Source organism: Streptomyces sp. NPDC006743 (assembly GCF_040703815.1).
Lineage (GTDB): Bacteria > Actinomycetota > Actinomycetes > Streptomycetales > Streptomycetaceae > Streptomyces.
In genome coordinates this window covers 48,931-61,255 of sequence record NZ_JBEYJA010000041.1, presented here as the reverse complement: position 1 = coordinate 61,255, position 12,325 = coordinate 48,931, and the positions used below count along the sequence as shown (strand labels likewise).

Genomic DNA, 12,325 nt, shown 5'->3' with positions numbered 1-12,325 from the left:
CCCCCCGAGCAGAAAGCGCCTCAAGGACCATGTCTCAGCAGCTCACCACGCCACCCCTCGCCCACCCGGCCACCGGCCTGCCCGTCGGCAGGTCCGGCAGGACCCACTCCCCCCGCTACAAGTGGGGCATCCTCGGCATCGGCATCATCGCGCAGGCGGCCTTCAGCGCGGCCTTCCAGGGAATCCCCATGGCCAGCGCCGTCCTGCAGAGCGACTACCGCTACTCCACCGGCCAACTCGGCCTCGTCCTCGCCGCGTTGACCTGCGGAGCGGCCGTCACCGAGATCGTCTGGGGACTGCTCACCGACCGCTTCGGCGAGCGGACCGTGCTGATCACCGGCCTGGCAGGCACCACCGTGTGCCTCGCCGCGGCCACCGCCTTCCTCGTCCCCACCGGCGGATACTCCCCGCCCGCCTGGCTGCTGTCCACCGTCCTGCTGCTCGCCGGTGCCCTCGGCGGCTGCGTCAACAGCGCCTCGGGCCGGGCGGTGCTCGGCTGGTTCCCGCCCGGCAACCACGGCTTCGCCATCAGCCTGCGCGTGGCGGCCGTCCCCCTCGGCGGCGCCATCGGCGCGCTCGCGCTGCCCGCCCTCGCCATGAGCGTCGGCTTCCGCGGCGTCTTCGGCTTCCTGACCGCCTTCGCGCTCGCCGCCACCCTCGCCATCGTCTGCTGGCTCGACGAGCCGCCGCTGCCCGCCGCCGGGCACCGGACCACCACCATCAGTCCGCTGCGCCGCTGGAAGATCTGGCGGATCTCGCTGAGCGCCTTCCTGCTCGACTTCCCGCAGTTCACCGTCCTGTCGTTCGCCGCCATCTACCTGCACACCGAGCACGGCGTCGGCATCACCGCCATCTCCGGTCTGCTCTTCGCCGTCCAGGCGCTGGGCGCGGTCTCCCGGGTGTGGAGCGGACGCTGGACGGACAGCAGGGGCGGCCGGCACCGCCGTACCCTCGTCATCGCCTACAGCTGGATCATCGCCGCCTGCTTCCTCGGGCTCGCCCTGTGCCAGTCCGGACCCGCCTGGATCGCGGCCGCGCTGATGGTCGTGGCGGGTCTGCTCTCCTGCGGCTGGCACGGCGTGCACTACGCCGAGATCGCCATCATGGCGGGCAAGGAGCGCGCCGGGACCGCCCTGGGCCTGGAGAACACGATGGTGTTCGCCGGCGCCTTCCTCACCCCCCTCGTCATCCCCGGCATCCTCGCGGCCACGTCCTGGCCGGTGGTCATGCTGCTCGTCGGAGCCGTCCCCGCGGTGCTGTCCGCGGTGGTCATGCCCCGCGAGGGGAAGTGACGCACGCCCGCTCACCCCGTCAGCACCCGCCGACGCCCCGACCGCCCCGCCCGGGATCCCCCGGCGGGGCGGCGGCCGTGAGCGGGCAGGCACCGCCCCCGCGCTCACGGCCGCCGCCCCGCCGCACGATCCCCCTCCGGCGGACGAGCCGGGGAAGGAGACCGCAGACCCGGCCCCCTGGTCCGGCACGGGCGCGGCCCTGGGCTCGGCGCGGGCGCGGCGCCGGGTCCGGCCCTGGCAGCAACCTGTCAGTACCGGCACGGGAGTCAGCGCCCGGGGCGGCGCCGTGTTTGGCTGCCCGCAGTTGCGCTGAACCCCTCGGAACCGAAAGGCGCGCCATGGAGAAGTACGGCGAGACCCTGTTCGCTCTGGACCAGGACGAGGAAACCCGGCTGCGCCTGCTCGCCGAGGTCTTCGACCCTCTGTGCACCCGGACGCTGGCGGCGCTCGGCGTGGCACGCGACGCACGCTGCCTGGAGGTGGGGGCCGGTTCGGGCTCCGTCGCCCGGTGGCTGTGCGGACGTGCCCCGCAGGGCGACGTGGTCGCCACCGACCTCGACACGACCCTGCTGGAACGCATACCGGAACCCCGGCTGCGCCGCCTGGTGCACGACGTCACCCGCGACCCGTTCCCCGACGAGTCCTTCGACGTCATCCACGCCCGGCTCGTCCTCAGCCACCTGCCGCAGCGCGACGACGTCATGCGCCGGATGCTGCGCTGGCTGCGGCCCGGCGGCTTCGTGCTGATCGAGTCGTTCTGCTGGTTCCCCGTCGAGAGTTCACCGAACGCCGCCTACCGTAAGGTCATGCAGCGCTGGAGCAGCCTGATCTGCGGGACGCTGGGCACGGACAGCTGGTGGTCGCGCGGCCAGCCGGGCTCGTTCCTCGGCTACGGCTACCGTGACGTCGGCGCGAACACGGTCACCCAGAACCTGCGAGGCGGCACCCGGCTCGCCGAGTTCTGGCGGCGGACCGTGGACATGTCGCGCGAGCCGCTGCTCGCCGGGGGCTATGTGACCCCGCACGAGCTGGAGGAGTTCCACGCCCTGCTGGACGACGGGGACTTCTGGGACCTCGCGCCCGCGCTGGTGCAGTCCTGGGGCCGCAAGTAGCGGCCCGCCCGGCACCCTCCGCCTTCCCTCCGACCCACCGGGAGTGATGCACCATGCCGACCACCGGACTCGGCACCGCAGGCCTGGACCCCGCGGCCCGGCAGCGGCGGCCCCGCGTCGGCCACATCTCGTTCCTGAACTGCCGCCCCCTCCTGTGGGGACTGCGGCGCTCGCGGCTCCTGCCCGAGGTGGACCTGGTGTCCCTCACACCGGAGGCGGCCGGCGACCGGCTGGTCGCCGGCGGACTCGACCTGGGGCCGGTCAGCCTGGCCGCGTACCTGCGGCACACCGAGGACCTGCTGCTGCTCCCGGGCCCGGCCATCGCGGCCGACGGACCCGTCATGTCCTGCAACATCGTCAGCCGGCGCCCCCTGGAGACGATCCCCGCACCGCTCGTCGGGCTCACCTCGGCCAGCCGTACGACCGTGCTGCTGGCCCGGTTCCTGCTGGAGGAGCGGTTCGGGCTGACACCCCGCTACTTCACCGGCCCGCCCGACACGGCGGAACTGCTGCGCCGGGGCGACGCGGCCGTCGTCATCGGGGACCCGGCGCTGAGGGTCCACTTCCACGGTGTTCCGGGCGGGGAACCCGCCACCGTGTACGACACCGCGGCCCTGTGGACGCAATGGACCGGGCTGCCCATGGTCTTCGCCGTCTGGGCGGTGCGGAGGGAGTACGCCGAACAGCACCCGGACACCGTCGCCGCCGTGCACCGCGCCCTGCTGGCGGCACGGGACAGCGCGCTCGCGCACCTGGAACGGGTGGCCGCCGAGGCCGCGCCGGGTTCCGGCTTCACCGCCCCCCAACTCCTGACGTACTACCGGACGTTGCGCTACGGACTCACCGGGGACGGGCTGCGTGCCGTACGCCGTTTCGGCGAGCTGGCCGCGCGCCGCGGGCTGGTCCCCGGCGACTGGGCCGTCCGCACCTTCGAGGCGGCCCCGTGACGGGCTGCGCGGCACCCGCTTCGCCGGTCCGGCCGAATGGCCCCGATCCGGTGTCCGGCTCGCCGGATGGATCCGGTGACGCGGAGGCGGTGTTGAGTTCGCCGGATGGATCCGGTGACGCGGAGGCGGTGTTGAATTCGCCGGAAGGGTCCGGTGGGGTGGACGCGGTGGCCACCCTGCGGCGCATCCTCGCCGCGCGGTCCCGGCCCGATCCCTACCCGCTGTACGAGCGGATCCGGGCCGCGGAGCCCGTGCGGGTGCCGGGCCGGCCCGTGGTCGTGTTCGCCTCCCACGAGGCCTGCCGCGCCGTACTGCGCGATCCCCGGGCCAGCAACGACCGGCGGCACGCCCTCCTCTACCGGCAGAGCGAGCAGGGCCGGTACAGCGAGCGGGGCGAGGGCGCCGAGCAGACCGGCCGAGCGGCCGGGTGGGGTGAGCAGGCCGGGCAGGCGGGCCGGGACGGGGAGACGCCCGCCATGGAGCTGCCGTCGTTCCTGTTCAGCGACCCGCCCCGGCACACGGCGCTGCGCCGGCTCGCCGCCCCCGACTTCACCCCGAGGGCCGCGCGGCGGCTGGCGCCCATGATCCGCGAGCTGATCGACGACCTGCTGGACGAGGCGGCGACGAGGTCCCGGATGGACGGCGTCGCCGACCTCGCCTCCCCGCTGCCCGTCACCGTCATCTGCCGGGTCCTCGGCATCGACACCGGCGACCAGGACTGGTACCGCGTCCGCTCCTCCCTGCTCGGGCGTTCGGTCGACCCGTACCTGGCGTTCCTCGGCGTGCCCCCGCCCGGCCTCGCCGAACGCCGCAGGGCCGAGGCCGAACTCACCGCCTTCTTCCTCCGGACGGCGGCCCAGCGGCGGGCCGAACCGCGGGACGACGTCATGTCGCGGCTGCTGGCGGCGGCACCGGACGGCGAACGGCTCACCGACCGAGAGGTCGTCACCACCTGCCGCCTGCTGCTGAACGCCGGGCACGAGACGACGGTCGGCCTCATCGCGAACGGCCTGCTGCTCCTGCTGGAGCACCCGCAGGTCCTCGCCGCGCTGCGCGAACGTCCCCGGACGACGGCGCCGGCCGTGGTCGAGGAGGTGCTGCGGCTGCAGCCACCGCTCCAGATCGTGCACCGCCACGCCCGCGAGGACCTGGAGGTGTGCGGCACGCGCGTCGCCCGGGGTACGACCATGGTGCTCCTGCTGGCGGGGGCGAACCGTGACGGCGCCGCCTTCGGCTGCCCGCACCGCTTCGACGCGGAGCGGGAGGACGCCGGCGGGCACCTCTCCTTCGGCCTGGGCACGCACTACTGCCTCGGTGCCCCGCTGGGCCGGCTGGAGGCCGAGCTGGCGTTCACACGGTTCGCGCAGCGGGTCGTGGAGCCCCGGCTCGCCGAGGGGCCGCCCCGCTACCGGCCGCACGTCGTGCTGCGCGCGCCGGCGGAACTGCCGTTGCGCGTCGGTGCCGTCCTCGACCGCGCCACCCCCTGGGACGGCTCCCCACCGCCCCGCCCCACGGCGCCCTCCCCCCGGCGAGGGTGAAGGAGAGGGTGAGGGCGACGGCGGGGGAGGGGGCGGACGACGGGGGAGCGAGGGCCGCCCGCAGGCCGCCCTCGCCGCCCGCCGCCGACCGCCCTCGCCGGCCTCGACGCGGGCCGCGGCTCAGTGCCGTCGGCCGCACCCCGCCGTCAGCCGCGGCGCAGCGCCAGTACCGCGTTGTGGCCGCCGAAACCGAAGGAGTTGCTCAGCACCAGGTCGCCGTGGTCGGGAAGCGGCCGGGGCACGGTTCGGACCACGTCCAAGGGGATGGCGTCGTCCAGGTCGTCGCAGCCGACGGTGGGCGGGATGGTGCCGTGGTGGAGGGTGAGGGCCGCCGCCACCGCCTCCACCCCGCCGGCCGCGCCCTGGAGGTGTCCCAGGTTCCCCTTGAGCGCCGTGACGGGCACGGGGACGGTCCCCTCCCCGTCGCCGAAGACGGTGTGCAGGGCGGCCGCCTCCGCGAGGTCGCCCTCCACGGTCGCGGTGGCGTGCGCGTTGACGTGCACGACGTCGGCGGGGGACGCGTCCGCGTCGGCGATGGCGCGCCGCAGGGCGACCGCGACACCGCCTCCGGTCGGGTCCGGCGCGGCCATGTGGTGCGCGTCGGCCGACAGGCCCCACCCGGCGGCCTCGCAGTAGATCCGGGCCCCGCGGGCCAGTGCGTGCTCCTCCGCCTCCAGCACCAGCAGGCCCGCGCCCTCGGCGTTCACGAAGCCCGTGCGGTCCTTGGCGAACGGGCGGGAGGCGGCCTCGGGTTCGTCGTTGCGCGCCGACAGCGCGCGCATCGCGGCGAAGGCGGCCATGATCTCCGGGGTGACGGCGGCCTCCGCCCCGCCGGCGAGCGCGACGTCCACATGGCCGTAGCGGATCCGGTCGATGGCCTGCCCGATGGCCTCGGTGCCGGACGCGCAGGCGCTGACGACGGTCCGGGCCTCGCCGGTCACCCGCAGGTCCAGCGAGATCTGTGAGGCGGCCTGGGAGGGGACCGTCATGGGGGCGGTGAGCGGCGGGACCGCCCGCACGCCCCGGTCGCGCAGCCGCCGGTCGCCGTCGACCAGCACGGACGCCCCGCCGATGATGGTGCCGACGCACACGCCGACCCGTTCCGGGTCGAGGCCACTCGCCGTGGTGCCCTCCGCGGCGAACCCGGCGTCCTGCCAGGCCTCGCGGGCCGCGAGCACCGCGAAGAGGGCGGCCCGGTTCATGCGCCGGGCCTGGGGTTTGGGCAACAGGTCGAGCGGATCGACGGGCACCGTTCCCGCGATGCGCACGGGATGGCCGGCGAACTCGGGGGCGGCCAGCGGGCGGATGCCCGAGCGGCCCTCCATCAGTCCCTCCCACAGGGCTTCCCCGCCCAGCCCCAGGGGGCTGATCGCGCCCACTCCGGTGACCACGACGCGTCGGCCCTGCCGGGCGCCGCTCGGTGTTTCCGCGTTCGTGATGTGCTTCACAGCTTGATCCTCGGTTTCGGTGTGACTTCTCTGACGTTTGAGGCGCGTTTTCAGGCGTCCGGCCGGTCTTTACCGGCCGAACTCCCTTGTCACTGGCGCCGACTGAGCGGTGCTCAGCCGCCGGAGGCGATCAGGCCTCCGTTAGAGTTGACTCTCGGATTAAGCAGCGATCGGGGGCAATCGTGACCGGAACCAGTGAAACCGACATATCCGGACCCGCTTCGACAGGCGGGGAACCGGAGGAATTCCAGCTCGAATTCGGTGACCTGCCCGCACTGCTGCGCGCCTGGCGCGCCGAGGCCGGCGCACGGCTCGGCCGCGCCAAGGCGCTGCCGCAGAAGGAGGTCGCCCACCGGATGGGCGTCAGCGAACGCTGGTACCGGGCACTGGAGAGCGGGGCGCAGGTGCCGCTCACCGCGGACACGCTGACCAGCCTCGCGGACGCGCTGGACCTGGGACCGGACGAACGGACCGCGCTGTACTGGTACCGGCGGACCGAGGTGTCGGACGAGGAGCACCCGCACGGCGACGACGGCAGGATGACCCGCCTGAAGCAGTTCGTCGATGCGCAGTCGAATTTCCCTGCCTATCTCATCGACCACGCGTGGAACGTCATCGCCTGCAACGAGCTGATGGTTCAGTGGTTCCCCTGGGTCCGCGAACCGCGGGCCAATCTCATGCGCTGGGTCCTGCAGAATCCAGAGTCACGGGAACAGATAGTCGACTGGCATCGACAGGCTTCGCTGTATCTCGCCCAACTGCGCTTCGCGCTCTTCCGGTATCCGGAAGACGCGACCCTCCAGGCTTTACTGGAGAGTGCCCTGAATGATTCCGACTGCCGGGAACTGTGGGACGCCGGGCCACGCATCATCGCGTTTCGCCAGGGCGGACGCTTCCATCTCTCTCTCCCCCATGTTTCACAGACCGAGTTGGTTGTCACCGCCCAGGTCCTCCTCCCCGCGTACCGGCCAGGCGCCCGCTTCGTGGCACTCATGCCGGCGTAGTGGCTCCTGGCCCGGAGTCACTATTACACAGAACCGGAATGCTCGACAGCGGCAAATTTTTGCCGCTTGACACCACTTCAAGTCAGCTCCACCCTTGGGTCTGCCGACGATGACATGGCACGCCCGAAGGGGGCTCTCGCCGCACCGCGGACCCCTTTCCTCAAGGGCCTATTCCTGACGCAGAAGGAAACGCCGTGTTAAATCCACGTATCGATTTCCACAGTGGAATGAGGGCATGGAAAACCAGTTGTCGATGAGACCCGACGACCGCCGGACGATCCCCCGCACCACGCTGGAGGCACTGCCCGACTACGACGCCCTGGCCTCTCTCCTCGACACGCTGCGCCACCGTACGGTGCGCGAGTTCCGGCTCGCGCTGCCGCGGCGCCCCTACGAGCCACGGGTGCGCGAGCGGCTCACGTCGCTGAGCGCCGAACTGGTCCGCCGCGGCGCGCGGATCCGCGCCCTGCACCTGGCGGACGTCGGCTGCGATCCCGCCTACGCCGGCGACATCCGGCGGATCGCCGCCACGGGGGCGGCCGTCCGGGCGCTGCCGCGGCTCCCGGTGTGGATGGCGGTCGCCGACCGGGACCTCGCGGTCGTCCCGTCGGAACCGGGCCCGGCGGGCTCCCCGGCCACGCTGCTGCGCGGCCGGGTACTGGTCGGGGCCTACCAGGCGCTCTTCGACCAGGTGTGGGCGCGCTCGGCCCTGTCGCCCGCCGCGGCGGACGCCCCCGGACACGGTGTTCCGGCCGGCCGGGACCGGGAGGTGCTGGCCCTGCTGTCCGAGGGCCTGACCGACGAGGGCATCTCCCGGCGCACCGGCCTGTCCGTCCGCACCGTCCGCCGGACCATCGCGGCCGTGATGGTCCGGATGGGCGCACAGAGCCGCTTCCAGGCGGGGGTGGAAGCGGCCCGGCGCCAGTGGATCTGACTGGCCGTCGGGCGAAGTAGCCGGGCCCCGCGCCCCGGGCTGACGCCCTGCGTCAGCCCGGTGGGCGGCGGCCGACCGCCGGCCGGCCGGGGCGGAAGGCGATGCCCCGGCCGCCCCGGCCGGCTCGCCCGACGTGGCCTTGCGCTCCGACCGTGACATGACCTTCCGCGTGACGGTGACGTGCCGTTCCGCGTGACGGTGACGTGCCCTTGCGCCCTGACCGTGACGTGACCTTCAGCCCTGGTCGGGACGTGTCGTTCCGTCCCGACCGGCGTGGCGGCGCACGCGCCCGCTCACAACCCGGTCCGCGCCAGGTCCTCTTCCGAGTACCGCTCGCCGCTCGGCGGAGTGAGCGCGTCGAGCCGGGCGAGCTGGTCCGCGGTCAGGACGACGGCGTCGGCCGCCGCGTTCTCCTTGACGCGGGCCACGCGCTTGGTGCCGGGGATCGGGACCACGTCGTCGCCCTGCGCCAGCAGCCAGGCCAGCGCGACCTGGGCGGGCGTGGCGCCGGCGTCCGCGGCGACGGCCTCCACCTCGTCGACGATGGCCAGGTTGCGCTCGAAGTTGCCGTCGGCGAACCGCGGCGTGCTCAACCGGAAGTCGTCCGCGGCCAGTTCCGCCGTGGAACGGATCGCCCCGGTCAGGAAACCGCGGCCCAGCGGCGAGTAGGCGACGAGCCCGATGCCGAGTTCCCGCAGCACCGGCAGCAGCGGCTCGGCGGGCCGGCGCGACCAGAGCGAGTACTCGGTCTGCACCGCGGCCACCGGGTGCACGGCGTGCGCGCGCCGCACGGTCTCCTCACCCGCCTCGGAGAGCCCGGCGTACCGGACCTTCCCCTCCCGCACCAGCTCGGCCAGCGCGCCCATCGTCTCCTCGATCGGCGTCCCCGGGTCGACGCGGTGCTGGTAGCACAGGTCGATGCGGTCCGTACTCAGCCGCCGCAGCGAGCCCTCGACCGCCTTGCGCACATTGGCCGGTGAGCTGTCGAGGACGTCGGGACCGGCGCCGTCGTGCGCGACCAGCCCGAACTTGGTCGCGATGACCACCTCGTCACGCCGCCCGGCGACGGCACGGCCGACCAGTTCCTCGTTGACGAACGGACCGTAGATCTCGGCGGTGTCGATGAAGTCGACCCCCAGATCCAGGGCCTGCCGCACGGTGCGGACGGCCTCCTGCTCGTCGCTGCCCGCGCCCGTGTAGTAGTCGGACATCGTCATGGCTCCCAGGCCGATGCGCGAGACATCGAGCCCTCCGAGCGAAACACGCTGCACCGGACGGCGCTCCCTTCCAGATCGGTCGATCCACCGTACACAGACGTACGGCCGAGCGTACCGAAGCACATGTACATGGACGGCGGGTTGCCGCCGGCCCACAAGTCTCGTGGAACACCGCGCACTTACGACCGGCATGGCAGCAACAGGCCATGCCCCTTATGGCGGTCGGGCCCCCGTGTTTGACTCCTGTCGGTCCGCCGGTGCGGGCCGCGGAAAAAGACGGAGACCAATGCCGAACATGATGCTCGGGCCCATAAGGGTCGACGGCTCATACGCGGGAGAACAACTCACCCGGCAGATGGGCATAGAGATAATCCGATGTGAACCGGGACTCGTCGTGGGCACCATGCCGGTTTCCGGAAATCGCCAACCGCTGGGAATTCTGCACGGCGGCGCGAACGCGGTGTTCGCGGAGACATTGGGTTCCGTCGCCGCGTTCCTGCACGCGGGCCCCGGCGGGAACGCGGTCGGCGTCGACCTCTCCTGCACGCACCACCGGTGGGTCTCCTCGGGGACCGTCACCGGGGTGTGCCGGCCCCTCGACGAGCGGCAGACCACGGCCTCGTACGAGATCGTCCTCACCGACGACCTCGGCCACCGCACCTGCACGGCACGTCTGACCTGTGCGGTCCGGCGCGGCGGCGCCCGCCGGCCGGGGTTCCGCCCGGCGACCGCCCCGCCGCCCCGGCTCGCCCCCTCCCGACGAACGGAGCACCGATGACCCCGACTCCGACCCCCCTCGCGCCGGCGGCCTCGGCACCGGCCGTGCCGATGTCCGTCGACGACCACCTCGGCCCCGCCGAGCGGCGCTTCTTCGGCCGCGGCTTCCGCCGGGTCGGCTACGACATCGGCGAGGTCGCCCTCGACGTCGCCGACGGCACGCTCCAGGCGCGCACCTTGGTGGGCGTGCGCTACCCGTCCGACTGGTCGAAGAAGGCGGCCGGCACCGACCTGCGCCCCCACTTCAGCACCGTCGACGGCCTCGTCGTCGCCGCCCAGCTGGCCGAGGCCTGCCTGCGCGGCCCCGGCACCGACCTGCGCGGCGCCTGGCTGCGCAGGGTGCGGATGGCGGCCGGCGGCAGCCCGCAGGAGGACCTGGCCGGGCTGCCGGCCCGGGCGACGCTGCGCGGCACCGAACCGGCCGCGGATGATCCCGCGCGCGTGGTGTCGGTGGTGGACTGCGCGATCGGCACCATGCGGGTGCGCTGCGAGATCGAGCACGCGCCGGTCGCGGCCGCGCCCCGCCCGGGCACCCGCGCGGGCCTGGACGAGCTGCTCGGACCGGCCGCGGACCGCTACTTCGGCACCGGGTTCACCACGCGGCGCCAGCTGATCCACGACGTGCGGGTGGACCACCGCGCGCTGCGGGCCGAGGCCGCGCTGACCGTCGTCCACGAGGACGGCGCACCGGTGCCGGCCGCCGGACTCGAAGGCGCGTACCAGCCGTCGGTGTCGATGATCGACGCCTTCGTCACCGCCCTCCAGCTCGCCCAGATCATGCTGTACGACCTGGACGGCATGCGCCGGCAGGACAGCGACACCCTCTGGATGCGGCAGACCGTGCTCACCGCCTCCCGCCCGGACCGCCCCGGCCACCGGGTCCCGGTGACCACCCGCCTGGACGACGCCGGCCTGCTGGAGAAGGCGGACGGCACCTGGCGCACCCTGACCGTGGCGGGTGAACTCGCCGGACTCCAGGTGCGGTCGGCGGTCGCCCACCGGCTCCCCGAGGGGCGTGCGGCGGCATGACCCGAGCAGCGGTGATCGCCGGGGTCGGCGGACACGTACCGCCCAGGGTCGTGACCAACGACGACCTCGCCCGGCACCTGGACACCTCCGACCACTGGATCCGGACCCGCACCGGCATCGCCACGCGCCATGTCGTCGACCCGGGCACCAGTACCGGCGACCTGGCCGTCGAAGCCGGCCGGCGCGCCCTGAAGAACGCCGGTGCGGACGGCGCCGACCTGGTGATCGTCGCCACCACCACGCCCGACCGCCCCTGCCCGGCCACCGCGCCGGCCGTCGCCGACCGCCTGGGCCTGACCGGGGTGCCGGCCTTCGACGTGGCCGCCGTGTGCTCCGGGTTCCTCTACGCGCTCCAGGCCGGTGCCGCCGCCGTGACCGCCGGTTTCGCCGGACGGGTCCTGGTGATCGGCGCGGAGTCCTTCAGCACCATCCTGGACCCCGGGGACCGCACCACCTCCGTCATCTTCGGGGACGGGGCCGGCGCGGTACTGCTGCGGGCCGGGACCCGCGACGAGCCCGGCGCCGTGCTCGACGTGGACCTGGGCAGCGACGGCTCACTGGCCGACCTGATCACCGTCAGGGGCGGGGGCGCCGAGGAGCGCTCCCGCGGCGGCACGCCCCGGCCCGAGGACCGGTACTTCCGCATGGACGGAAAGTCCGTCTTCTTCGCCGCGGTGCGCCGCATGGCCCAGTCCTCGCGCACCGTGCTGGAGCGCACGGGCTGGCAGGTCGCGCAGGTGGACCGGCTCGTGGCCCACCAGGCCAACACGCGCATCATCCACGCCGTGGCCGAGCAGCTCGGGCTGCCGCCGGACCGCGCGGTGACCAACATCGAGCACGTCGGCAACACGTCGGCCGCCTCCGTCCCGCTCGCCCTCGCCGACGGCCTGGCCGACGGCACCCTGCGCGCCGGACACCGGGTCCTGCTGACCGCCTTCGGCGGCGGCGCCACCTGGGGCTCGGCCACGCTGACCTGGCCGGACCTGCCGGCCGGCTGAACCCGGCGCGGCCCACCGCCCACCGGCAC

Annotated in this window: 11 protein-coding genes; 9 read left to right on the top strand and 2 right to left on the bottom strand. The window is 73.8% G+C overall.

Annotation, left to right across the window (positions count from 1 at the left end; translation table 11 throughout):
- Positions 1–29 precede the first annotated feature (29 nt).
- The 4 genes from ABZ719_RS27620 to ABZ719_RS27605 all read left to right on the top strand — a co-directional run bounded on the left by ABZ719_RS27620 (position 30) and on the right by ABZ719_RS27605 (position 4,889).
- Positions 30–1,292 carry an MFS transporter gene (locus tag ABZ719_RS27620; protein ID WP_366727873.1) on the top strand — a complete coding sequence of 421 codons (1,263 nt, stop codon included), beginning with the start codon at positions 30–32 and terminating at the stop codon, positions 1,290–1,292.
- A 338-nt stretch (positions 1,293–1,630) separates the two neighbouring features.
- Entirely contained in the window at positions 1,631–2,404 is a 774-nt protein-coding gene (locus ABZ719_RS27615) for a class I SAM-dependent methyltransferase (RefSeq protein ID WP_366727872.1), read from the top strand.
- A 53-nt stretch (positions 2,405–2,457) separates the two neighbouring features.
- Positions 2,458–3,351, top strand: a complete 894-nt coding sequence (locus ABZ719_RS27610; RefSeq protein WP_366727871.1) for a menaquinone biosynthesis protein — start codon at positions 2,458–2,460, stop codon at positions 3,349–3,351.
- A 158-nt stretch (positions 3,352–3,509) separates the two neighbouring features.
- Positions 3,510–4,889, top strand: a complete 1,380-nt coding sequence (locus ABZ719_RS27605) for a cytochrome P450 (protein ID WP_366727870.1) — start codon at positions 3,510–3,512, stop codon at positions 4,887–4,889.
- 146 nt (positions 4,890–5,035) lie between these two features.
- On the opposite strand, the gene ABZ719_RS27600 is transcribed toward ABZ719_RS27605, so the two are convergent.
- Positions 5,036–6,337, bottom strand: coding sequence for a beta-ketoacyl-[acyl-carrier-protein] synthase family protein (locus ABZ719_RS27600; protein WP_366727869.1), 1,302 nt, complete (start codon positions 6,335–6,337; stop codon positions 5,036–5,038).
- 182 nt (positions 6,338–6,519) lie between these two features.
- Here ABZ719_RS27600 and ABZ719_RS27595 point away from each other — a divergent pair, with 182 nt between their 5' ends.
- Positions 6,520–7,341: a helix-turn-helix transcriptional regulator gene (locus ABZ719_RS27595; RefSeq protein ID WP_366727868.1), complete on the top strand. Its 822-nt coding sequence runs from the start codon at positions 6,520–6,522 to the stop codon at positions 7,339–7,341.
- A gap of 235 nt (positions 7,342–7,576) precedes the next feature.
- Positions 7,577–8,275 carry a LuxR C-terminal-related transcriptional regulator gene (locus tag ABZ719_RS27590; protein ID WP_366727867.1) on the top strand — a complete coding sequence of 233 codons (699 nt, stop codon included), beginning with the start codon at positions 7,577–7,579 and terminating at the stop codon, positions 8,273–8,275.
- A 293-nt stretch (positions 8,276–8,568) separates the two neighbouring features.
- On the opposite strand, the gene ABZ719_RS27585 is transcribed toward ABZ719_RS27590, so the two are convergent.
- Positions 8,569–9,546, bottom strand: coding sequence for an aldo/keto reductase (locus tag ABZ719_RS27585; RefSeq protein ID WP_366727866.1), 978 nt, complete (start codon positions 9,544–9,546; stop codon positions 8,569–8,571).
- 241 nt (positions 9,547–9,787) lie between these two features.
- On the opposite strand from ABZ719_RS27585, the gene ABZ719_RS27580 reads away from it, so the two are divergent.
- The 3 genes from ABZ719_RS27580 to ABZ719_RS27570 are packed head-to-tail and all read left to right on the top strand — an operon-like array spanning position 9,788 to position 12,296.
- Entirely contained in the window at positions 9,788–10,270 is a 483-nt protein-coding gene (locus ABZ719_RS27580) for a hotdog fold thioesterase (protein WP_366727888.1), read from the top strand.
- The gene (locus ABZ719_RS27575; RefSeq protein WP_366727865.1) at positions 10,267–11,298 is read left to right on the top strand and encodes an AvrD family protein; all 1,032 of its coding nucleotides are present in this window, start codon (positions 10,267–10,269) and stop codon (positions 11,296–11,298) included. Before ABZ719_RS27580 ends, ABZ719_RS27575 begins: the two co-directional genes overlap by 4 nt.
- Positions 11,295–12,296: a beta-ketoacyl-ACP synthase III gene (locus ABZ719_RS27570; protein WP_366727864.1), complete on the top strand. Its 1,002-nt coding sequence runs from the start codon at positions 11,295–11,297 to the stop codon at positions 12,294–12,296. The genes ABZ719_RS27575 and ABZ719_RS27570 overlap by 4 nt, the downstream gene beginning before the upstream one ends.
- Positions 12,297–12,325: the final 29 nt, after the last annotated feature.

Excerpts from the sequence above, each read along its gene's own strand:
- ABZ719_RS27620 (WP_366727873.1), top strand. The coding sequence starts at position 30 with ATGTCTCAGCAGCTCACCACGCCACCCCTCGCCCACCCGGCCACCGGC.
- ABZ719_RS27615 (WP_366727872.1), top strand. The coding sequence starts at position 1,631 with ATGGAGAAGTACGGCGAGACCCTGTTCGCTCTGGACCAGGACGAGGAA.
- ABZ719_RS27610 (WP_366727871.1), top strand. The coding sequence starts at position 2,458 with ATGCCGACCACCGGACTCGGCACCGCAGGCCTGGACCCCGCGGCCCGG.
- ABZ719_RS27590 (WP_366727867.1), top strand. The coding sequence starts at position 7,577 with ATGGAAAACCAGTTGTCGATGAGACCCGACGACCGCCGGACGATCCCC.
- ABZ719_RS27580 (WP_366727888.1), top strand. The coding sequence starts at position 9,788 with ATGATGCTCGGGCCCATAAGGGTCGACGGCTCATACGCGGGAGAACAA.
- ABZ719_RS27575 (WP_366727865.1), top strand. The coding sequence starts at position 10,267 with ATGACCCCGACTCCGACCCCCCTCGCGCCGGCGGCCTCGGCACCGGCC.
- ABZ719_RS27570 (WP_366727864.1), top strand. The coding sequence starts at position 11,295 with ATGACCCGAGCAGCGGTGATCGCCGGGGTCGGCGGACACGTACCGCCC.